The sequence below is a fragment of the Polaromonas sp. P1_H6 genome (genome assembly GCF_056405195.1).
On record NZ_JBFUCN010000004.1, the window covers coordinates 113,183 to 133,348 of the forward strand.

General features: G+C 62.5%; 21 protein-coding genes and 1 tRNA gene. 8 read left to right on the plus strand and 14 right to left on the minus strand.

The genetic code is table 11. The annotated features are described in order from the left end of the window. The first annotated feature begins 10 nt into the window (after positions 1-10). From rplU to proB, 4 genes are all read left to right on the plus strand, one after another. Positions 11-322, plus strand: a complete 312-nt coding sequence (gene rplU / locus AC1D1F_RS05340; protein WP_477678766.1) for a 50S ribosomal protein L21 — start codon at positions 11-13, stop codon at positions 320-322. A gap of 27 nt (positions 323-349) precedes the next feature. After that, positions 350-607 (plus strand): 50S ribosomal protein L27, encoded by a 258-nt coding sequence (gene rpmA, locus AC1D1F_RS05345; RefSeq protein WP_122955354.1) that lies wholly within the window; start codon positions 350-352, stop codon positions 605-607. 118 nt (positions 608-725) lie between these two features. After that, the gene (cgtA, locus tag AC1D1F_RS05350) at positions 726-1,811 is read left to right on the plus strand and encodes an Obg family GTPase CgtA (protein ID WP_477652476.1); all 1,086 of its coding nucleotides are present in this window, start codon (positions 726-728) and stop codon (positions 1,809-1,811) included. A gap of 116 nt (positions 1,812-1,927) precedes the next feature. Then, a complete protein-coding gene (proB, locus tag AC1D1F_RS05355; RefSeq protein ID WP_477678447.1) occupies positions 1,928-3,064 on the plus strand; it encodes a glutamate 5-kinase in 1,137 nt (378 codons plus the stop codon). A gap of 32 nt (positions 3,065-3,096) precedes the next feature. On the opposite strand, the gene AC1D1F_RS05360 is transcribed toward proB, so the two are convergent. Further along, complete coding sequence (locus AC1D1F_RS05360; protein ID WP_477678448.1) at positions 3,097-3,618, minus strand: CNP1-like family protein; 522 nt, start codon at positions 3,616-3,618, stop codon at positions 3,097-3,099. Then, complete coding sequence (locus AC1D1F_RS05365) at positions 3,615-4,316, minus strand: RNA pyrophosphohydrolase (protein WP_477678449.1); 702 nt, start codon at positions 4,314-4,316, stop codon at positions 3,615-3,617. The genes AC1D1F_RS05360 and AC1D1F_RS05365 overlap by 4 nt, the downstream gene beginning before the upstream one ends. Before the next feature lie 123 nt (positions 4,317-4,439). On the opposite strand from AC1D1F_RS05365, the gene AC1D1F_RS05370 reads away from it, so the two are divergent. After that, positions 4,440-6,182 (plus strand): proline--tRNA ligase, encoded by a 1,743-nt coding sequence (locus AC1D1F_RS05370; RefSeq protein ID WP_477678450.1) that lies wholly within the window; start codon positions 4,440-4,442, stop codon positions 6,180-6,182. 31 nt (positions 6,183-6,213) lie between these two features. Next, positions 6,214-6,867, plus strand: a complete 654-nt coding sequence (locus tag AC1D1F_RS05375; RefSeq protein ID WP_477652806.1) for a lytic transglycosylase domain-containing protein — start codon at positions 6,214-6,216, stop codon at positions 6,865-6,867. 24 nt (positions 6,868-6,891) lie between these two features. On the opposite strand, the gene AC1D1F_RS05380 is transcribed toward AC1D1F_RS05375, so the two are convergent. From AC1D1F_RS05380 to AC1D1F_RS05400, 5 genes are all read right to left on the minus strand, one after another. After that, complete coding sequence (locus AC1D1F_RS05380; RefSeq protein WP_477678451.1) at positions 6,892-7,353, minus strand: NUDIX domain-containing protein; 462 nt, start codon at positions 7,351-7,353, stop codon at positions 6,892-6,894. Beyond that, complete coding sequence (locus AC1D1F_RS05385; protein ID WP_477696358.1) at positions 7,350-8,324, minus strand: ATP-binding protein; 975 nt, start codon at positions 8,322-8,324, stop codon at positions 7,350-7,352. The genes AC1D1F_RS05380 and AC1D1F_RS05385 overlap by 4 nt, the downstream gene beginning before the upstream one ends. 6 nt (positions 8,325-8,330) lie before the next feature. Further along, positions 8,331-9,572 carry a bifunctional glutamate N-acetyltransferase/amino-acid acetyltransferase ArgJ gene (argJ, locus tag AC1D1F_RS05390; protein ID WP_477678844.1) on the minus strand — a complete coding sequence of 414 codons (1,242 nt, stop codon included), beginning with the start codon at positions 9,570-9,572 and terminating at the stop codon, positions 8,331-8,333. A gap of 57 nt (positions 9,573-9,629) precedes the next feature. Further along, entirely contained in the window at positions 9,630-12,395 is a 2,766-nt protein-coding gene (gene secA / locus AC1D1F_RS05395) for a preprotein translocase subunit SecA (RefSeq protein WP_477696359.1), read from the minus strand. Between the two features lie 211 nt (positions 12,396-12,606). Next, positions 12,607-13,599 (minus strand): M23 family metallopeptidase, encoded by a 993-nt coding sequence (locus AC1D1F_RS05400; RefSeq protein ID WP_477678843.1) that lies wholly within the window; start codon positions 13,597-13,599, stop codon positions 12,607-12,609. 50 nt (positions 13,600-13,649) lie between these two features. On the opposite strand from AC1D1F_RS05400, the gene AC1D1F_RS05405 reads away from it, so the two are divergent. Next, positions 13,650-13,967, plus strand: coding sequence for a hypothetical protein (locus AC1D1F_RS05405; RefSeq protein ID WP_436157452.1), 318 nt, complete (start codon positions 13,650-13,652; stop codon positions 13,965-13,967). 122 nt (positions 13,968-14,089) lie between these two features. Here AC1D1F_RS05405 and AC1D1F_RS05410 read toward each other — a convergent pair. From AC1D1F_RS05410 to petA, 6 genes are all read right to left on the minus strand, one after another. Next, positions 14,090-14,165: transfer RNA gene (locus tag AC1D1F_RS05410), tRNA-Thr, on the minus strand. 11 nt (positions 14,166-14,176) lie between these two features. Beyond that, positions 14,177-14,731 (minus strand): ClpXP protease specificity-enhancing factor, encoded by a 555-nt coding sequence (locus AC1D1F_RS05415; RefSeq protein WP_477678842.1) that lies wholly within the window; start codon positions 14,729-14,731, stop codon positions 14,177-14,179. A 41-nt stretch (positions 14,732-14,772) separates the two neighbouring features. After that, entirely contained in the window at positions 14,773-15,384 is a 612-nt protein-coding gene (locus AC1D1F_RS05420) for a glutathione S-transferase N-terminal domain-containing protein (protein ID WP_007868077.1), read from the minus strand. 87 nt (positions 15,385-15,471) lie between these two features. Next, a complete protein-coding gene (locus tag AC1D1F_RS05425; protein ID WP_477678840.1) occupies positions 15,472-16,227 on the minus strand; it encodes a cytochrome c1 in 756 nt (251 codons plus the stop codon). A gap of 18 nt (positions 16,228-16,245) precedes the next feature. Beyond that, positions 16,246-17,655 (minus strand): cytochrome b, encoded by a 1,410-nt coding sequence (locus AC1D1F_RS05430; RefSeq protein WP_477700666.1) that lies wholly within the window; start codon positions 17,653-17,655, stop codon positions 16,246-16,248. A gap of 118 nt (positions 17,656-17,773) precedes the next feature. Beyond that, positions 17,774-18,409, minus strand: a complete 636-nt coding sequence (petA, locus tag AC1D1F_RS05435) for a ubiquinol-cytochrome c reductase iron-sulfur subunit (protein ID WP_477652463.1) — start codon at positions 18,407-18,409, stop codon at positions 17,774-17,776. Between the two features lie 250 nt (positions 18,410-18,659). Here petA and mscL point away from each other — a divergent pair, with 250 nt between their 5' ends. Beyond that, positions 18,660-19,085 (plus strand): large conductance mechanosensitive channel protein MscL, encoded by a 426-nt coding sequence (gene mscL / locus AC1D1F_RS05440; RefSeq protein WP_477696949.1) that lies wholly within the window; start codon positions 18,660-18,662, stop codon positions 19,083-19,085. A 23-nt stretch (positions 19,086-19,108) separates the two neighbouring features. On the opposite strand, the gene pdxA is transcribed toward mscL, so the two are convergent. Next, positions 19,109-20,122 (minus strand): 4-hydroxythreonine-4-phosphate dehydrogenase PdxA, encoded by a 1,014-nt coding sequence (pdxA, locus tag AC1D1F_RS05445; RefSeq protein WP_477696950.1) that lies wholly within the window; start codon positions 20,120-20,122, stop codon positions 19,109-19,111. Positions 20,123-20,166: the final 44 nt, after the last annotated feature.

The window sequence follows — 20,166 nt, forward strand, 5'->3', positions numbered from 1 at the left end:
GAGGTCTTACATGTACGCGGTCATAAAAACCGGTGGCAAACAATACAAGGTTGCTACTGGAGAAAAAATTAAAGTAGAACAGATTGCTGCGGACGTAGGCCAAGAGATCGTTATTGACCAGGTATTGGCTGTCGGCACCGGCAGCACAATCACGGTTGGTACGCCCTTGGTGTCCGGCGCTACTGTTACAGTCACAGTCCTTTCGCAAGGTAGGCACGACAAGGTTCGCATTTTCAAAATGCGCCGTCGCAAGCACTACCAAAAGCGCCAGGGCCACCGGCAAAACTACACGGAACTGCAAATCGGCGTCATCGCCGGTTAAGCAGGGACGTACCAGGAGTAACGAAAAATGGCACAGAAAAAAGGCGGCGGCTCTACGCGAAACGGCCGTGATTCACAGCCCAAAATGCTTGGCGTCAAGAAATTTGGCGGCGAAGTCATCAACGCAGGCAGCATCATCGTGCGCCAGCGCGGCACCAAGTTCCACCCAGGCGTCAATGTCGGCATCGGCAAAGACCACACGCTGTTTGCGCTGGTTGACGGCTCGGTCTCGTTTTCCGTCAAAGGTGCGCTGAACAAGCACACCGTGAATGTGACGCCGGCGTAAGCTGATCACTTCGATAAGTCACTTCGACTGAAACGAAGCCCCGACCTGTCGGGGCTTTTTTGTTTGTAAACTTGATCTTCGGCTCCCATCGCCCCTGGTTTAACCGCAGCACTCCATCATGAAATTCGTTGACGAAGCCTTTATTGACATTGCCGCAGGCGATGGCGGGAGTGGCTGCGTCTCCTTCAGCCATGAAAAGTACAAAGAGTTCGGCGGCCCCAACGGCGGTGACGGCGGGCGCGGCGGGCATGTGTACGCGGTCGCGGACATCAACCTGAACACGCTGGTGGATTTCCGCTTTTCGCGTCGCCACGATGCCCGCAACGGCCAGCACGGCATGGGCTCGGACATGTTTGGCGCCAAGGGCGACGACGTCATCCTCAAGATGCCTGTGGGCACCATCCTGACCGATGCCGAAACCGGTGAAGTCCTTTTTGAGCTGCTGGTGCCTGGCGAGCAGGTGCTGATCGCCAAGGGTGGCGACGGCGGTTTCGGCAATCTGCGCTTCAAAAGCTCGACCAATCGCGCGCCCCGCAGCAAAACGCCGGGATGGCCCGGTGAGCGCAAAAGCCTCAAGCTGGAGCTCAAGGTGCTGGCCGACGTCGGACTGCTGGGGATGCCCAACGCCGGCAAATCCACCTTTATATCGGCGGTTTCCAACGCCCGCCCTCGCATTGCCGACTACCCCTTCACCACGCTTCACCCCAACCTAGGCGTGGTGCGGGTCGGCCCCGAACAAAGTTTTGTAGTGGCCGACCTGCCCGGCCTGATCGAGGGCGCTTCCGAAGGCGCCGGCCTGGGCCATCTTTTCCTGCGACACCTGCAGCGTACCCGCCTGCTGCTGCACATCGTGGACCTGGCTCCCTTCGACGAAGGTGTGGACCCGGTGGCACAGGCCAAGGCCATCGTAGGAGAGCTCAAGAAATACGATGAATCGCTCTATGAAAAACCGCGCTGGCTGGTTCTGAACAAGCTCGATATGGTGGACAACGACAAGCGCGCGGCCATCGTCAAGGACTTCGTCAAGCGTTTCAAATTCAAGGGCCCGGTGTTCGAGATTTCAGCGCTGACGCGCGAGGGCTGCGAGCACCTGATCAAGACGATCTACCAGCACGTCAAGCAGGTGCAAAAAAGCGAGCAGCCGGTGGAAGAAATCGACCCGCGCTTCGCCCCGCTGCCCCCTGAATCGCCGGAACCGTCCTGACATTCTTGTTTCCGGCACCCCAGCCGCAGGAAGATGCAGGGCTGCATCTGCCCCACTCCACAAACAACCGCTGCCGATGCCGTGTTGACGGGAACGCAGCCTGAGAAGTACTGAACATGCAAGACAAACCAGGCTCCTCCATCCTGCGCAACGCCAGACGCATTGTGGTCAAGGTGGGTTCCAGCCTGGTCACCAACGAGGGCCGCGGGCTGGATGCAACCGCCATCGGCCTGTGGTGCGAACAGCTGGCGGCTCTCGTCAAGGACGGGCGCGAGGTGATCATGGTGAGCAGCGGCGCCATTGCCGAAGGCATGAAGCGCCTGAACTGGAGCGCGCGCCCCAGGGCCATCCATGAGCTGCAAGCCGCCGCCGCGGTAGGCCAGATGGGCCTGGTCCAGGTCTACGAAACCAAGCTGCGTGAAAACGGCATCGGCAGCGCCCAGGTCCTGCTCACACACGCCGACCTGGCCGATCGCGAACGCTACATCAACGCCCGCTCCACCCTGCTGGCCCTGCTGCAGCTCGGCGTCGTCCCCGTCATCAACGAAAACGACACGGTGGTCAACGACGAGATCAAGTTCGGCGACAACGACACGCTGGGTGCGCTGGTCGCCAACCTGGTGGAGGCCGATGCGCTGGTCATCCTCACAGACCAGAAAGGCTTGTACACCGCCGACCCGCGCAAGGACCCGGCGGCGCAGTTTGTACACGAAGCCAAAGCCGGCGACCCGGCGCTGGAAGCCATGGCAGGGGGCGCTGGATCCAGCATCGGCAAAGGCGGCATGATCACCAAAATCCTGGCCGCCAAGCGCGCCGCGGGATCGGGCGCGTCAACCGTGATCGCCTGGGGCCGCGAACCGCAGGCGCTGATACGGCTGACGCAGGGCGAGCCCATAGGCACACTGCTCGTGGCGCAGACCCAGAAGATGCAGGCACGCAAGCAATGGATGGCCGATCACCTGCAGATGCGCGGCTCGGTCACGGTGGACGCGGGTGCGGTGGTCAAGGTGCAAGGCGAGGGAAAAAGCCTGCTGCCCATCGGCATGACGGCTGTTCAGGGCGATTTTTCGCGTGGCGACGTCATCGCCATCCGAAGTCCCGAGGGGACGGAGATCGCGCGCGGCCTGGCCAACTATTCCAGCGCCGAAGCCCGGCTGATCTGCCGCAAGGCATCCTCGGAATTCGAGAAACTGCTGGGCTACACGGGTGAGCCCGAAATGGTCCACCGCACCAACCTCGTATTGACCCGCTAGCTCTGCGTGGGTGATCGGCAAGTCGGCCGATATTAATCGGCCATCCGGTAGTTCGGGTTTTTCAAGCGCCTGACCAGCACATCGACCGAGGTCGCGGGCGCGGCGCTGTCGCAGGCACCGGCCCGGGCAAAGCGCAAGGCATGCTTGGACGGCATGTTTTCAAACAGCGAACGCCACTCCGGATTGCTAACGTGCGTCCATTTCCCGTCCGCTGATTGGCGCGCATAGGTTTTGAATTCGCCGGTTGAGCAGCGTATGCCTTCATACATCACATTGCGGGCGCCGCTGGCATTGGACGCCACCATGACATAGCGCACGACCCCATCCTTTGGGGAAATGCTGAGGGCGGCCGGGTCCACGCCGTACACCAGCTGGGAATTGGGCGAGACCTCGAACGTGATCAGCTTCTTGACGTCAAACGCCGGTGGCGGCGGTGTCTCGATTTCCTTCCAGTCGGCGGGATCTTCCAGCACGTACGCCTGGGCTTGTGCCAAGCCCGGGACGCCAAGCACCGCCAGGAAGAGCGAGGCCAGAAAGGCCGATGTGAATTTCATGGTTTTGGGATAGTGGGATCCGCGCCCAGGCTGGTTTGCGGATCGGGTTCAAAGGTGGCGCCGGGCGGCAATTCAAAAGAGGCACCCGGCCTGATCTGGGCGTGAAAAGACTCGCCCGCGGCATGGAATCCGGCCTCACCGGGCGTGCCCGCGTGGTCGCGCTGGTGCAGGCCACCGCGCAGGTAGCGATTGCGATGGTCCGGGCGCGGTTCGGCCCGGTTGTCCACGCGCGGAACAAACCTTGAAAGCTCGGTCAGCGCCATCTCATAAACACCGCGCTTGAACTCGACCACCACGTCCAGCGGCACCCAGTAGTCGTTCCAGCGCCAGGCATCGAACTCGGGATGGTCGGTGGCGCGCAGGTTCAGGTCCCAGTCGTGGCCGACCAGCTGAAGGAGAAACCAGATTTGTTTCTGGCCTTTGTAATGTCCGCGCGCATCGCGGCGGATGAACCGGTCAGGCACCTCATAGCGCAACCAGTCTCGGGTTCGGGCCAGCACATTCACATGCTGCGGCAACAGCCCCACTTCTTCATGCAACTCGCGGTACATGGCCTGCTCGGGATTTTCGCCCCGATCAATGCCACCCTGCGGAAATTGCCACGAGTGGGTACGGATACGTTTGCCCCAAAATACCTGACTTCTCTGGTTGAGCAAGATGATGCCGACGTTGGGCCTAAAGCCGTCCCGGTCAAGCATAATCAAACCTCAAATTTTTTAAACTGAGTCCATTATGCACAGCGAAGGCCCCAGCGCCAAGCGCACGGCGGGCTGCAGCACCTTTTCCCCAATTTTCCCACCCGGAATCCCCGAAAACCGCCCATGAAAGCCTCCCAGTTCTTCATTTCCACCCTCAAGGAAGCCCCTGCCGACGCGGAAGTCGTCAGCCACCAGCTCATGATGCGGGCCGGCATGATCAAGAAACTGGGGGCCGGCGTTTACAACTACATGCCCATGGGCCTGCGCGTGATCCGCAAGGTCGAAGCCATCGTGCGCGAGGAAATGAACCGCGCCGGCGCCGTGGAGATGACCATGCCGGTGATCCAGCCGGCCGAACTCTGGCAGGAGACCGGCCGCTTTGAAAAAATGGGCCCCGAGCTGCTGCGCATCAAGGACCGCCACGGCCGCGACTTCATCGTCCAGCCGACCAGCGAAGAAGTCGTCACCGACGTGATGCGCCAGGACATCAAGAGCTACAAGCAGCTGCCGAAGAACCTGTACCAGATCCAGACCAAGTTCCGCGACGAGCGCCGCCCCCGCTTCGGCTTGATGCGCGGGCGCGAGTTCATCATGAAGGATGCCTACAGTTTCGACCGCGACCAGGCCGGTGCCAAAGCCAGCTACCAGGTCATGGCGGCCGCCTACCGCAAGATCTTCGACCGCTTCGGCCTCACCTACCGCGCAGTCGCCGCCGACAGCGGTGCCATAGGCGGTGACCTCAGCGAAGAATTCCAGGTGATTGCCGCCACTGGCGAAGACGCCATCGTCTACTGCCCCGGCAGCGATTACGCCGCCAACATGGAAAAAGCCGAGGCACTGCCGCCCCAGGGCGCGCGCAAGCCGGCGTCGCAGGCCATGGCCAAAACACCCACCCCCGGCAAGGCCACCTGCGCCGGCGTGGCCGAACTGTTGGGCATCCCGCTGAACACCACAGTGAAGTCGCTGGTGATGGCCACCGACGAATTGGACGACACGGGCAAGACCGTGAAGTCGCAGGTCTGGCTGCTGCTACTGCGCGGCGACCACGACATGAACGAAGTCAAGGTCGGCAAGGTGCCGGGCCTGGCTGATTTCCGCTTCGCGACCCTGCCCGAGATTGAAGACCACTTTGGTTGCAAGCCAGGCTACCTCGGCCCGCTGAATTTGAAGAAACCCGTCAAGCTGGTGGTCGACCGCGAAGTCGCCGCCATGGCCGACTGGGTGTGCGGCGCCAATGAGGCCGATTTCCACATGACGGGCGTCAACTGGGGCCGTGACCTGCCAGAGCCCGAACGGGTGGCCGACATTCGCAATGTGGTGGCGGGCGACCCATCGCCGGACGGCAAGGGGGCGCTGGTGATAGAGCGCGGCATCGAGGTCGGCCATGTGTTCTACCTCGGCACCAAATACAGCCGGGCCATGAACGCCACCTTCCTGGGTGAAAACGGCAAACCGCAATTCATGGAGATGGGTTGCTACGGCATCGGCATCACGCGTCTGCCGGCCGCGGCCATCGAGCAAAACCACGACGAGCGCGGCATCATCTGGCCCGACGCCATTGCCCCCTTTACCGTGGTGCTGTGCCCCATCAGCCCCGACCGCTTCCCCGAAGTCGAAGCGGCCGCCAACAAACTTTATGGCGAGCTGCTCGCGGCCGGTGTGGACGTGATCCTGGACGACCGTGGCGAGCGGCCCGGTGCCATGTTCGCCGACTGGGAACTGATAGGCGTGCCGCACCGCGTGACCATCGGCGACCGCGGCCTGAAAGACGGGCAACTCGAATACCAGCACCGCCGCGACGCGGCCTCCAGCAAGATAGACGTTGCCGGCGCCTTCGACTTCCTCAAGGGAAAGCTGGCGCTTTGACGTTTCCATGGTTTCCGTGCGCTCATTGACCATGTCCGCATCCGGTGCCGCCCCGGCCAAGGCGCAGGGGCTCTCCCGCCGAAGCTGCCTACTGGCCTTGCCAATTGCCTGCAGCCCGCTGCTGCTGGCGCGGCAGGCGCATGCCGGCGCGCAGATCGAAGAGCCCTTGATCGATTCGGTGCGCACCGCGCTGAGCTCGGCCATCGCCAACCAGGCGCCTCCCGTGCCCGAGTTCAAGGACACGGAAAGCCGCCTGACCTACCTGCGCTGGCTGGGCGCCATGAGCGACCGCCTCAAGAAGAAAAAACCCGAGTGGCAGATCCGCAAGGAGTTTTTGCAAACCGTCTGGTATGAAAGCAAGCGCGCCGGATTGGACACCACGCTGGTGCTGGGCCTGATCCAGGTCGAAAGCAACTTCCGCAAGTTCGCGGTCAGCAACGTCGGCGCGCGCGGCTACATGCAGGTCATGCCCTTCTGGACGCGCGTGATCGGGGACGGTGACCCCGGCAAGCTGTTCCACATGCAGACCAACCTGCGCTTCGGCTGTGTGATCCTGCGCCACTACCTGGACAGGGAGCGCGGTGACCTCTTCCTGGGCCTGGGTCGCTACAACGGCTCACGCGGCAAATCGCCTTACCCCGACGCGGTGCTGGGCGCAAGCAAGAACTGGGTGTTTGCCGGCTGAGGCAACGCGCGGAAGCAAGGCAGATCAGCAGGTCGCGCCGGCAAAGCCCCGTTCTTCGGCAAACCAGGCCAGCACCGGCACTGTGCCCGGCAAGACCGGTTCCACGCTGACAGGCAGCGATTGCCAGGCATAAGACTGGCCCTCGTGCATCTGCAGCTCACCGGTCCACTCGAACACCTTGCAGAAATTCAGGCGCACCAGCGCATGCGGGTAGTCGACCATCTCGACCTTCCAGGGATGGACCGCACCTATGGTCACGCCGATTTCTTCCTGCAGTTCGCGGCGCAGCGCAGCTTCAACGCTTTCGCCTTGCTCCAGCTTGCCGCCCGGAAATTCCCAGTAGCCTTCGTAGACCTTGCCGGGAGGACGGGATGTCAGCAGGAAGTCGCCATCGGGGCGGATCAGGACGCCCACCGCGACATCGACCACCTTGCGGTCCGCTCCGCCCTCACGCGGCCGCTCACCGTCGGCGACCAGCACGCTCATGTTGAATGGTCCGGGGCCTGGTCGCTCGCGTCGGGCGATGCGGCGACGGAAGCACCCGGCCGCTCGTAGGCGGCAATGGCCGACGCCGCCACGGGCCGGCTGGCGCTGTCCCGGCCGGCATAGTCGCGGGCAAACTGGTAGGCCACGCGGCCGCTGCGCGAGCCGCGCTCCAGCGCCCAGACCAGGGAAGCCGGTTTTGCCGCCGCAATCGCATCCGTGCCCACGCCGAAAGACGAGAGCCATTGCGCGACGATGGTCAGGTATTCGTCCTGGCTGAAAGGGTAAAAGCTGACCCAAAGGCCGAAGCGCTCGGACAAGGAAATCTTCTCTTCGACAACTTCACCAGGGTGCACTTCACCGTCTTCGCTGCGGGTGTAGGTGAGGTTCTCCGTCATGTACTCAGGCAGCAGGTGGCGCCGGTTACTGGTCGCGTAGATCAGCACGTTGGGCGTGGCCGCCGCGACAGAACCATCCAGGATGGACTTGAGCGCCTTGTAGCCCGGCTCACCTTCCTCAAAACTCAGGTCGTCGCAAAAGACGATGAATTTTTCAGGCAGGCCGGACACCACGTCGACGATGTCCGGCAGGTCGATCAGGTCGGCCTTGTCAACTTCAATCAGGCGCAGGCCGCGTGACGAATACTCGTTCAGGCAGGCCTTGATCAGCGAGGACTTGCCGGTGCCGCGCGCGCCCGTCAGCAGCACGTTGTTGGCGGGCTTGCCCAGCACGAACTGCTCGGTGTTGCGCGTGATCTTTTCCTTCTGGTCCTCGATTTCCTTGAGGTCACCGAGGCTCATGTTGCCGATGTGCCGCACCGGCTCGAGCGAGCCGTGGCCGGAACTGCGCTTGCGGTAGCGATAGGCGATCGAGGCGCTCCAGTCCGGCGCGGCCAGGGGCTGCGGCAGCACGGACTCGATCCGCGCCATCAGGGACTCGGCGCGGGCGATCAGGCGCTCAAACTGCTCGTTCATGCGGGCTCAGCTTCGGTAATCGGCGTTGATCTTGACGTAGTCGTAGGAGAAATCACAGGTCCAGACGGTGTCGGCCGCCGTGCCACGGCCCAGTACCACGCGTACCGTGATCTCGCTTTGCTTCATCACGCGCTGGCCGTCAGCCTCGACGTAGCCGGTGTGCCGGCCGCCGTTCTTGGCCACCAGCACTTCGTCCAGGTACAAATCGATTTTCGTCTGGTCCAGGTCCCCAATGCCCGCATAACCGACCGCCGCGAGAATGCGGCCCAGGTTGGGATCGCTGGCGAAGAACGCGGTTTTCACCAGCGGCGAATGGGCGATGGCGTAAGCCACCTTGCGGCATTCCTCGCCGTCCTTGCCGCCCTCGACCTGGATGGTCATGAACTTGGTGGCGCCTTCGCCGTCGCGCACGATGGCCTGCGCCAGTTGCCGGGCGATGTCCATCATGGCTGCGCGCAAGGCCTGGCCGTCGGCGCTGTCTAGCGAGGTCACGGGCGCATGGGCGGCTTTATTGCTGGCCACGACCACAAAGGAATCATTGGTCGAGGTGTCGCCGTCCACCGTCACGCGGTTGAACGAGCCCTCCGCCAGTTCCCGGGCCAGCTGCGCCATGAGCGGCTGGGCCACGCAGGCGTCGGTCGCCATGAAACCCAGCATGGTGGCCATATTCGGCCGTATCATGCCGGCGCCCTTGCTAATGCCGGTGATAGTGACTTCGGCGCCCGAAAGCTTGATGCGTTTGGAAAAAGCCTTTGCCACCGTGTCGGTGGTCATGATGGCTTCAGCCGCATTGCCCCAGTTGTTTTCCTTCGCATCAGCCAGCGCGGCCGGCAGGCCCGCCGCGATGCGGTCGTTAGGCAAGGGCTCCATGATCACGCCGGTGGAAAACGGCAAAACCTGTTCGGGCGCGAGATCCAGCAGGCGGGCCAGCGCGATGCAGGTGGCGTGCGCTCGGCTCAGGCCGTCGTCGCCGGTTCCGGCATTGGCATTGCCGGTGTTGATGACCATGGCGCGTATGCCCGCCGTCATGCCGCCGTTCTTCGCGAGGTGTTCGCGGCAGATCTGCACGGGCGCCGCGCAAAAGCGGTTCTGGGTGAAAACGGCCCCCACCGACGCCCCCTCGTCGAGCAACAGCACCGAAAGGTCTTTGCGATTGGCTTTGCGTATGCCCGCTTCGGTGATACCCCAGCGCACGCCGGGAACAGGGTGGAGGTCCGCGGCGGGCGTGGCGACCAGATTGACGGGCATGTGTTGACTCCGGAAAACCAGTGTGGGGCTTGGAAAACGTTCTGTTCGGGCAGGCGCTCAGTTCAGCTGGCCGTGGCAGTTCTTGTATTTTTTACCCGAACCGCAAGGGCACGGGTCGTTGCGGCCGACACGGGGCATGTCGCCGACCGGCACGGCCGGCGCGCGGCGCTGCGATTCCTCGTCTACCGTCGTTTCCACGCCGCCGGTTTCGGTGGGCGCAGTGTAGGTGACGTTGGCGATGTTTTCGGCGCGGTTCTCCATTTCCTCGGCCGCCTGCTCGAGCTGTTCGCCCGACTGGATCTTGACCGTCATCAAGACCTTGGTGACTTCGTTCTTCACGCTGTCGAGCAACTGGCCGAAAAGCTCGAAGGCCTCGCGCTTGTATTCCTGCTTGGGCTGCTTCTGGGCGTAGCCGCGCAGGTGGATGCCCTGTCGCAGGTAGTCGAGGGCACTCAGGTGCTCACGCCAATGGCTGTCAATGCTTTGCAGCAGGACCACGCGTTCGAACTGCGTGAAGTTTTCTTCACCGATTTTCTCAACCTTGTCGGCGAAGGCGGCATTGGCGGCCGCGATGACCTTTTCGACCACTTCTTCATCAGTGATGGCCGTGGCGGCTTCCAGCTCCTGGCGCAGCGGGAGTTCGATCTGCCACTCCTCGCGCAGCACGTTCTCAAGCCCGGGCACGTCCCACTGTTCTTCGACGCTTTCAGCCGGCACATACTGCCGCGCCAGGTCGGTGAAGCAGCCTTCGCGCAGGGAGGCGATCTGCGCCTGCAGGCTGGCGGCGTCCATGATGTCGTTGCGCTGCTGGTAGATCACCTTGCGCTGGTCGTTGGCGACGTCGTCGTATTCGAGCAGCTGCTTGCGGATGTCGAAATTGCGAGCCTCGACCTTGCGCTGGGCCGACTCGATGCTGCGGGTGACGATGCCCGCTTCGATTGCCTCGCCGTCGGGCATCTTGAGCCGCTCCATGATGGCCTTGACGCGGTCGCCCGCGAAGATGCGCATCAACGGGTCGTCCAGGCTCAGGTAGAAGCGTGAGGAGCCGGGGTCACCCTGGCGGCCGGAACGGCCGCGCAGCTGGTTGTCGATTCGGCGCGATTCATGGCGTTCGGTCGCGATGATGCGCAGGCCGCCCATCGCGGTGACCTGTTCGTGTTCTTCCTTCCACGCCGCGCGCAGGCGGGCGATTTCCGCCTCTTTCGCGGCGGCATCCAACGCCTCGTCCGCTTCAACCGCTTCGATCAGTTTTTCAACGTTGCCGCCCAGCACGATGTCGGTGCCGCGGCCCGCCATGTTGGTGGCGATGGTGATCATTTTCGGACGGCCTGCCTGGGCGATGATGTCGGCTTCGCGGGCATGCTGCTTGGCGTTGAGCACCTGGTGCGGCAGGTCTTCCTTGATCAGCAGCTGGTCGATGATCTCGGAGTTTTCGATCGAGGTCGTGCCGACCAGCACGGGCTGCCCGCGCTCATAGCATTCGCGGATGTCCTTGATGGCGGCTTCGTATTTTTCGCGCGTGGTCTTGTAGACGCGGTCCAGCTGGTCATCGCGGCGGCTCACGCGGTTGGGCGGGATCACCGTGGTTTCGAGGCCGTAAATTTCCTGGAATTCGTAGGCTTCCGTGTCGGCGGTGCCGGTCATGCCGGACAGCTTGGTGTAGAGGCGGAAGTAGTTCTGGAAGGTGATGGACGCCAGAGTCTGGTTCTCGGCCTGGATCTGCACGCCTTCCTTGGCTTCGACGGCCTGGTGCAATCCATCGCTCCAGCGGCGGCCCGACATCAGGCGGCCGGTGAATTCGTCAACGATCACGACTTCGCCGTCCTGCACCACGTAATGCTGGTCGCGGTGGTACAGCAGGTTGGCGCGCAAGGCCGCATACAGGTGGTGCATCAGCGAGATGTTGGCCGGATCGTACAGGGTGGAGCCCTCGGGGATCAGTCCCAGGTTGAACAACAGGCGCTCGGCGCTCTCATGGCCCTGCTCGGTCAGGAACACCTGGTGGCTTTTTTCATCGATGGTGAAGTCGCCGGGCTTGGTCACGCCTTCGCCGGTGCGCGGGTCGGCCTCGCCCTCCTGGCGCGTCAGCATGGGGACGATCTTGTTCATCGCCAGGTACATCTCGGTGTGGTCTTCGGCCTGGCCGCTGATGATGAGCGGCGTGCGCGCCTCATCGATCAGGATCGAGTCGACCTCGTCGACGATGGCGTAGTTCAGGCCGCGCTGAACGCGGTCCGCCACTTCATAGACCATGTTGTCGCGCAGGTAGTCGAAACCGTACTCGTTGTTGGTGCCGTAGGTGATGTCGGAGCCGTAGGCGGCCTGCTTTTCCTCGCGCGACATATTGGGCAGGTTGATGCCCACCGTCAGGCCCAGGAAGTTGTAGAGCTTGCCCATCCAGCGCGCGTCGCGGCTGGCCAGGTAGTCGTTGACCGTGACCACGTGCACGCCCTTGCCGGTCAAGGCATTGAGGTAGACCGGCAGCGTGGCGGTCAGGGTCTTGCCCTCGCCGGTACGCATTTCGGAAATTTTGCCGTTGTGCAGCGACATGCCGCCCAGCATCTGCACGTCGAAGTGGCGCATCTTCATGATGCGCTTGCTGCCTTCCCGCACCACCGCGAAAGCTTCGGGAAGAATGGCATCGAGTTCCTCGCCAGCGGCTACCCTGGTTTTGAACTCCTGGGTTTTGGCGCGCAGCTGGTCGTCGTCAAGCTTTTCGTACTGGGTCTCCAGCGCATTGATGCGTTCTACGGTTTTGCGGTAGGTTTTGAGCAGCCTGTCATTGCGGCTGCCGAAAATTTTGGTCAGGATGTTGGAAGCCATAAATGCGAGGCCGCCTTGACCGCTCCCCATGAGCTGGCAATGCGGCCGAAATCCCTTATTGAGTACGGAACCTAGGTGTGGGCGCCATCAGTGAGTTCAACTGGGCCCAAACCTCTGATTTTAACTCTGCCAGGGGAGCTGCACGGCTATCCGAGATAAAACCGCCATCGGGCCTGAAAAGCCATGCACATGCGCATGGCGGGCATACCGCCTAGTGGGGGCGCGGCAGCTGCGCGGACTGTACCGGCGCGGGAGCGGGAAGCCGCGCGGCAGCGGACGCCACCATGGGCCCGGGCAGTTTCTGTCCCGCGGTCAGGAATTTCTGCGGATCCTGGAAAACACCCTGGACCAGCACCTCGAAGTGCAGGTGCGGACCCGTGGACCGGCCGGTGGTGCCGACTTCGGCGATCTTCTGGCCGCGCTTGACCAGGTCGCCCTTTTTGACCAGCACGCGCGAGGCATGGGCATAGCGCGTGACAAGCTCATTACCGTGGTCGACTTCGACCATGTTGCCATAGGCCGGGTGGTATTCCTGCGTAACCACGACGCCGCCCGCTGCGGCCAGGATGGCCGTGCCCGGCTCGGAAGGGAAGTCGAGCCCGGTGTGCAGCGCGGAGCGTCCGTTCATCGGGTCTATGCGCCAGCCGAAAGGCGAGCCGAGGTTGCCCCCTGCCACGGGCTCCTGGGTAGGCACCATCATTTTCTTGATCTTTTGGTCGAAGAGGCGCGACTCCATCACGGTCATCAGATCGACCCGCTGATCAGTGAGTTTGTCCAGGTCCGCCAGCGTGGCTTGCAGCTCTTCCATGGTCAGCGAGGGGCCGGCCACCAGTGCGCCGCCGCGGCCGGGCGCGACTTTGATGTCATTGGGATTGACGCCGGCCAGGCCGGACACCCGCTCGCCGAGCGCCTCGAGCTGCATCATCTTGGCCTGCATCTCGCCGACCCGCTTGGCCATCACGTCGAGGTTTTCGCGCATGAAACGGTCGCGCTGGTCGAATTCGTCCTTGACCATGAGTTTGACCAGCGAGCCTACGACCGGCCATCCTTCGCGGGCGCCCTTGAGAAACACCCAGTGGTAGAGGCCGGCAGCCACAAGCATGAGCGCCAGCGCGGCGACAAAGCCCGCCAGAACCAGTTTTGTCCCGCTTAAATAGATGGCCCGACTTTTCGCCAGCCACGCATCCGTGATAATCAAATGCACTTGTCTACCTCTTTAAAAGCTTGCGCTCACCAGGCCGAGCACCGTCCACCATGACCTCCGACCGGCGCCTTCCGCAGGCGCTCTCCGTTTATCAGGCCGCCGGGAATTCACCCTCCCTGGCACGGCTGACTGAACTCGTCCAGGAGTCCAGCGACAGGCTCAAGGCGATTGAGCCGCTGTTGCCGGAAGCCTTGCGGCCGGCGGTCCAGGCCGGGCCCATCGACGGCGAAACCTGGTGCCTGCTGGTCAACGGCAACGCGGCCGCCGCAAAAATCCGCCAATTGCTCCCCTTGATCCAGACCCGCCTTATAGGCAAAGGTTGGAAGGTTACCTCAATCCGGCTCAAGATCCTAATAAGGAAAAAGTAGTAGCCAGTTTCTTCAATAACGGCAAGGCGACATGAAAGATAAAGCCCCCGCCTGATGGCTCGCTACAAAATTGGTAGCGTATGGTACCCACGTTGCATGGGGAAGGCAAGAATCGTGGGAAATGGTGCCGCTTGTCGGAATCGAACTGACGACCTACCGCTTACAAGGCGGTTGCTCTACCAACTGAGCTAAAGCGGCGCGAGGCTATTTTACTTGACCCGTTTCAACGAAGGCCGCGCGCGCGGCGGCTTGGGGGGCTCGGGGTTGTCGGGGCCACCGTCTTCCGCATCGGGTGCGCTGTCCGGGACCAGTTGCATGATCTTTCCCTCGGGTCCGTCCGCCGGACTGTGCTGTGCCGGCGCGGAAGCCGGCGCAGCCGCAGGGGCCGTCAGCCCGGCGTCGCTCGCCGCCTCGGCACTGGAAACCTGGCCGGCGGCAGCGGGCGCCACCATGGGAAAAGCCATGCCCTGCCCGTTTTCACGGGCATAGATGGCGATCACATGGCTGATGGGCACCATGATTTCCCGGGCGCTGCCGGCAAAACGTGCCTTGAACTCAATGAAATCATTACCCAGCTTGAGCGACGAAGTCGCATCAAAGCTGATATTGAGCACGATTTCATTGTTCTTCACGTACTCGCGCGGCACCTGAACGGTGTCATCCACCGACACGGCCACATAAGGCGTGAAGCCGTTGTCGGTGCACCAGTCGTAGAGCGCCCTTATGAGGTAGGGGCGCGTCGACGTGGCGTCCAAGGCGTTCATGAATTCAGCCAAACTGCTTGTCCGGAAATCGAATCCGTAGATTATTTACGCATCACTTTTTCGGATGGCGTCAGCGCCTCGATGTAGGCCGGGCGCGAAAAGATGCGTTCAGCATACTTGAGCAGCGGCGCGGCATTCTTCGACAGGTCGATGTCGTAGTAATCCAGGCGCCACAGCAAAGGGGCAATGGCCACGTCCAGCATGGAGAAATTGTCACCCAGCATGAATTTGTTCTTCAAGAAGATGGGTGCCAGCTGCGTCAGGCGGTCGCGGATGTGCGAGCGGGCCTTTTCCAGCGCTTTTTCGTTGCCCTTGGACGCGCGCGATTCCAGCGTGCTGACATGGACGAACAGCTCTTTCTCGAAGTTCAGCAAGAAGAGGCGGACGCGTGCGCGGTCGACCGGGTCGCCGGGCATCAGTTGCGGATGCGGGAAGCGCTCGTCGATGTACTCGTTGATGATGTTCGACTCATACAGGATCAAATCGCGCTCGACCAGGATGGGCACCTGGCCGTAGGGATTCATCACGTTGATGTCTTCGGGCTTGTTGTACAGGTCGACATCACGGATTTCGAAGTCCATGCCTTTTTCAAACAACACAAAGCGGCAGCGGTGCGAGAAGGGGCAGGTTGTGCCTGAATAAAGGACCATCATGGTGCGGAACTCCTAAATGCAAAGGAGTGGATACATATAAAAAGCATCCACTCCAGAAGGTGCCGGGAACAAGGTCCCGGCGAAAAATTACTTGACGTCTTTCCAGAACGCCGCATTCAGGCGCCAGGCGACAAAGGTCAAGCCGAGAAGGAAAATCAGCACCCAGACACCAACACGGATACGGGTGTTCTGGGCCGGCTCACCCATCCACTGCAGGTAGCCCACGAGGTCGCCCATGGCCTGGTCGTACTGCAGCGGCGTCATGGTGCCGGGCGTGACCTGGTTCCAACCTTTGAAAATCGCGACCTTGTGGCCGTGCTCTTCCTTGTCTTCAAACACCGGCGTCCGCACGCCCTGCAATTCCCACAGCACATGCGGCATGGCAACGCTGGGGAAAGCCAGGTTGTTCCAGCCCGTGGCCTTGGTTTCGTCGCGATAGTAGGTGCGCAGGTAAGTGTAGAGGTAGTCGGCGCCGGTACCGCCGGCGCCGGCGCGCGAGCGTGCGATCACGGTGAGGTCTGGGGGATTGCCGCCGAACCATTCCTTGGCCTGTTTCGGGTCGATCGCGGCCTTCATGGTGTCGCCCACTTTTTCAGTGGTGAACAGCAGGTTGTCCTTGATTTCCTTGTCGGTCAGGCCGATGTCTTTCAGGCGGTTGAAACGCATGAAGGCAGCGGAATGGCAATTCAGGCAGTAATTGACGAACAGCCTGGCGCCGTTTTGCAGGGACCCCAGGTCGTTGGTCCGGTCGGGCGCCTTGTCCCAGGCGATGCCGCCTTCCGAAGCCTGTGCCCCGGCCACAAGGCCAAAGGCGGTAACCAGCGCAAAAATAATCTTTTTCATCGTTTTTATCTCCAACTCTCAGTGACCGTGGAAAACAGGACGGTCCGGCGGTGTCTTGGGGGTGCCTACACGGCTCCACCACGGCATCAGGATGAAGAAGCCGAAGTAAAACAGCGTGCCGACCTGGGAGACGCGCTCACCGATGGGCGATGGCGGCTGGACGCCGAGGTAGCCCAACACCAGGAAGTTGACGACAAAAATGCCGTAGAGGTATTTGTGCCAGTCGGGGCGGTAGCGGATCGACTTGACAGGGCTGTGATCGAGCCAGGGCAGGAAGAACAGGATTACCACGGCGCCGCCCATCACGACCACACCCCAGAATTTCGCATCGATGGACAGCAGCAGCGCGGCGCCCACGACGGCCGCACCGGCGATGACCGCCTTCAGCAACACCGGCATGCGGAATTTCCAGATGCTGAAAGCCGCGGCGCCGATCACGCAGGCGATCAATGCATAGATCATCTCGCTGGTGATGGCACGCAGCATCGAGTAATAAGGCGTGAAGTACCAGACCGGGGCGATGTGCGCCGGCGTCTTCAGCGGATCGGCCGGGATGAAGTTGTTGTACTCGAGGAAGTAGCCGCCGAATTCGGGAGCGAAGAAGATGATCGCCGAGAAGATCATCAGGAAGACGCTCACGCCGAAGATGTCGTGCACCGTGTAGTACGGGTGGAAGGGGATGCCGTCCAGCGGATGGCCTTGCGCGTCTTTCGGTGCGTTGGGGCCTTTGATCTCGACGCCGTCGGGGTTGTTGGAGCCGACTTCGTGCAGCGCGATGATGTGCGCGGCCACCAGGCCCAGCAGCACGAGCGGCACGGCGATCACGTGGAACGCGAAGAAGCGATTCAGCGTGGCGTCGCCCACCACGTAGTCGCCGCGGATCAGCAGCGCGAGGTCAGGACCGATGAAGGGAATCGCGGCAAACAGGTTGACGATCACCTGGGCGCCCCAGTAGCTCATCTGGCCCCATGGCAACAGGTAGCCCATGAAGGCTTCGGCCATCAGGCACAGGAAAATCGCGCAGCCGAAAATCCAGACCAGCTCGCGCGGCTTGCGGTAGCTGCCGTAGAGCAGGCCGCGGAACATGTGCAGGTACACCACCACGAAGAAGGCCGAAGCGCCCGTCGAGTGCATGTAGCGGATCAGCCAGCCCCAGGGGACGTCGCGCATGATGTATTCGACCGAGCCGAAAGCCAGGGCGGCGTCGGGCTTGTAGTTCATCGTCAGGAAGATGCCGGTCACGATCTGGATGACCAGCACCAGCATGGCCAGCGAGCCGAAGATGTACCAGAAGTTGAAGTTCTTCGGTGCGTAGTACTCGCTCATGTGCTCTTTGTAGAGCTTGCTGGCGGGAAACCGGTTGTCGACCCAGTTCATCGCCTTGGCGGCGAGCGGGGCATCGGGGGAAATTTCTTTGAATTCAGCCATAACTGATCCTGGTTCGGTGGGGTTCTTTGGCAAGCGCCGGATAGCTGCGTCTGGGTGTCGGCGGCTATCTGGCGCTGGCTACAGGGTCTTGTGAAGGAGCTCGGGGAACAAAGCGCCTTCAGGCCTTTTTGTCTTCACCAATCAGCAACCGGGTGTCTGACAGGTACATGTGCGGAGGGACCTCGAGGTTGTCGGGCGCGGGCTTGTTCTTGTAGACGCGGCCGGCCATGTCGAAGGTTGAGCCGTGGCAGGGGCACAGGAAGCCGCCGGCCCAGTTGTCGGGCAACGAAGGCTGCGCGCCGGGCTGGAACTTGTCGGAAGGGGAGCAACCCAGGTGCGAGCAGATGCCGACGACGACCAGCGTTTCGGGCTTGATGGAGCGGTTTTCGTTGCGGGCGTAGGCGGGGGTCAGTTCGTCGGGCTTGCGCTCGGACTTGGGATCGGCCAGCAGGGCATCGACCTTGGGCAGTTCGGCGAGCTGTGCGGGCGTGCGTTTGATGATCCAGACCGGCTTGCCGCGCCATTCCACCGTGATTTTTTCACCGGGCTTGACATCGGAAATATCGACTTCGACGGCGGCGCCGGCGGCTTTGGCTTTTTCGGAGGGCTGGAACGTGCTGACAAAGGGAACAGCGGTGGCGAGGGCGCCTGCGCCGCCCACCGCACAGGTGGTCACCAGCCAGTTTCTTTTATCTTTGTCTACGGGAGCGCCGTGCGGCACACCATTCACGCTTGCTTCGCTTGCTTGGGTCATGAGAGTCCTTCAAGAACTGGCTTGAAATAGGCATAGTGGGGTCAACCCGCAATTGTAGCGGAGCGCGATGCCGGTTTTCAAGGCAAGCGGCCGTATCCCGGTGGCCCGAAGCTACGCCGCGGCGTGCTGTCTGCCTGTTTTTTAAGCACCATCCAGATTGCACATACTTTGTTTCAAGCCGGGCCCGCGCGCGGGCCGCGCCGGCAGGCCCAGCCTTGATAATGTTTTTTCCAACAAGAGGAGAGACTTCATGGGAATGATGCAGGAATTCAAGGAATTTGCCGTCAAGGGCAACGTGGTCGACCTGGCCGTCGGCGTGATCATTGGCGCGGCCTTCGGCAAGATCGTGGACTCGGTCGTCAGCGACCTGATACTCCCGCTCGTCGGCGCCCTCTTCGGTAAGCTGGATTTTTCCAACCTGTTCGTGGTGCTGGGGACGGTGCCGCCGGGCACGGCCACCACGCTGGACGCGCTGAAGAAAGCCGGCGTGCCGGTCTTCGCCTATGGCAACTTCATCACCGTCGCGGTCAACTTCGTCATCCTGGCCTTCATCATTTTCCTGATGGTCAAGCAGATCAACCGCCTCAAGCGCAGCCACGAAGCCGCGCCGGCGCCCGCGGCAACCCCCGAAGACATCGTGCTACTGCGCGAGATCCGCGACAGCCTCAAAAAATAGGCCGTAACGCAGGCCGATAGGCGTCAGCAAGCCGCAAGCCGGCGCGCCATGCGCACGGCGGCCAGCAGGCTGGAAGCGTCGGCACGACCGCTGCCCGCGATGTCGAAAGCCGTCCCGTGGTCGGGACTGGTCCGCACCAGCGGCAGTCCCAGCGTGACGTTGACCCCCTGCTCCACCCCCAAGTACTTGACCGGGATCAGCCCCTGGTCGTGGTACATCGCGACCACCACGTCAAACTCGCCGGGCTTGCCGGCGGCCTGGCGCGCGCGCATGAACACCGTGTCGGGCGCGAAGGGGCCGCTCACATCGAGACCTTCCGCGCGGGCGGCGGCGATGGCCGGGGCGATGATGGCCTGCTCCTCATGGCCGAACAGCCCGCCTTCGCCGGCATGGGGGTTGAGCCCCGCTACCGCGATGCGCGGCGCGCGCCCCAGGCTGGCTGCCACGGCGCCGTGCGTGATGCGCAGGGTTTGCAGCACATTGTCAAAAGTCACGGCCTCAATGGCGTGCCTGAGCGACATGTGGATGCTGACCAGCACGGTGCGCAACTCGTCATTGGCCAGCATCATGCGCACCGGCACCTCACCCACGGCTTTGCCCAGAAACGCGGCCGCCTCGGCCTGCAGCATTTCGGTGTGGCCCGGAAAACCCGCCGCCCAGCCACCGGCGGCGGCCAGGGCCTCCTTGTGGATGGGCGCGGTCACCAGTGCCGCGGCCTCGCCGGCCAGTACGCGGCGCGCCGCCCAGACGATGCAGTCGGCCGCGGCCTGGCCGGCCGTGGCGCTGACCTGTCCATAAGGAACAAGGCCCGGCAGCGCGCACTGTTGCAGCACAGGGATGCAGCGCGGCGGCACGCCGGGCAGCCCGGACAGACTGCCCAGTTGCGCCACCGGGAGCGCCAGCGGGGATGCGGTCAGCGCGGCGGCGCGGCGCAGCGTGGCCACGTCGCCCACCACGGCACAGCCGGCCAGGTCGGCGGGCGCCTCGCGAAAAGCTTTTGCGATGATTTCCGGGCCTATGCCGGCCGGGTCACCCATGGTGATGAGCAAGGGCTTAGCCACAACGCATCCCCCGCCGTAAT

Excerpts from the sequence above, each read along its gene's own strand:
- rplU (WP_477678766.1), top strand. The coding sequence starts at position 11 with ATGTACGCGGTCATAAAAACCGGTGGCAAACAATACAAGGTTGCTACT.
- rpmA (WP_122955354.1), top strand. The coding sequence starts at position 350 with ATGGCACAGAAAAAAGGCGGCGGCTCTACGCGAAACGGCCGTGATTCA.
- cgtA (WP_477652476.1), top strand. The coding sequence starts at position 726 with ATGAAATTCGTTGACGAAGCCTTTATTGACATTGCCGCAGGCGATGGC.
- proB (WP_477678447.1), top strand. The coding sequence starts at position 1,928 with ATGCAAGACAAACCAGGCTCCTCCATCCTGCGCAACGCCAGACGCATT.
- AC1D1F_RS05360 (WP_477678448.1), bottom strand. The coding sequence starts at position 3,618 with ATGAAATTCACATCGGCCTTTCTGGCCTCGCTCTTCCTGGCGGTGCTT.
- AC1D1F_RS05365 (WP_477678449.1), bottom strand. The coding sequence starts at position 4,316 with ATGCTTGACCGGGACGGCTTTAGGCCCAACGTCGGCATCATCTTGCTC.
- AC1D1F_RS05370 (WP_477678450.1), top strand. The coding sequence starts at position 4,440 with ATGAAAGCCTCCCAGTTCTTCATTTCCACCCTCAAGGAAGCCCCTGCC.
- AC1D1F_RS05375 (WP_477652806.1), top strand. The coding sequence starts at position 6,214 with ATGTCCGCATCCGGTGCCGCCCCGGCCAAGGCGCAGGGGCTCTCCCGC.
- AC1D1F_RS05380 (WP_477678451.1), bottom strand. The coding sequence starts at position 7,353 with ATGAGCGTGCTGGTCGCCGACGGTGAGCGGCCGCGTGAGGGCGGAGCG.
- AC1D1F_RS05385 (WP_477696358.1), bottom strand. The coding sequence starts at position 8,324 with ATGAACGAGCAGTTTGAGCGCCTGATCGCCCGCGCCGAGTCCCTGATG.
- argJ (WP_477678844.1), bottom strand. The coding sequence starts at position 9,572 with ATGCCCGTCAATCTGGTCGCCACGCCCGCCGCGGACCTCCACCCTGTT.
- secA (WP_477696359.1), bottom strand. The coding sequence starts at position 12,395 with ATGGCTTCCAACATCCTGACCAAAATTTTCGGCAGCCGCAATGACAGG.
- AC1D1F_RS05405 (WP_436157452.1), top strand. The coding sequence starts at position 13,650 with ATGACCTCCGACCGGCGCCTTCCGCAGGCGCTCTCCGTTTATCAGGCC.
- AC1D1F_RS05415 (WP_477678842.1), bottom strand. The coding sequence starts at position 14,731 with ATGAACGCCTTGGACGCCACGTCGACGCGCCCCTACCTCATAAGGGCG.
- AC1D1F_RS05420 (WP_007868077.1), bottom strand. The coding sequence starts at position 15,384 with ATGATGGTCCTTTATTCAGGCACAACCTGCCCCTTCTCGCACCGCTGC.
- AC1D1F_RS05425 (WP_477678840.1), bottom strand. The coding sequence starts at position 16,227 with ATGAAAAAGATTATTTTTGCGCTGGTTACCGCCTTTGGCCTTGTGGCC.
- AC1D1F_RS05430 (WP_477700666.1), bottom strand. The coding sequence starts at position 17,655 with ATGGCTGAATTCAAAGAAATTTCCCCCGATGCCCCGCTCGCCGCCAAG.
- petA (WP_477652463.1), bottom strand. The coding sequence starts at position 18,409 with ATGACCCAAGCAAGCGAAGCAAGCGTGAATGGTGTGCCGCACGGCGCT.
- mscL (WP_477696949.1), top strand. The coding sequence starts at position 18,660 with ATGGGAATGATGCAGGAATTCAAGGAATTTGCCGTCAAGGGCAACGTG.
- pdxA (WP_477696950.1), bottom strand. The coding sequence starts at position 20,122 with ATGGGTGACCCGGCCGGCATAGGCCCGGAAATCATCGCAAAAGCTTTT.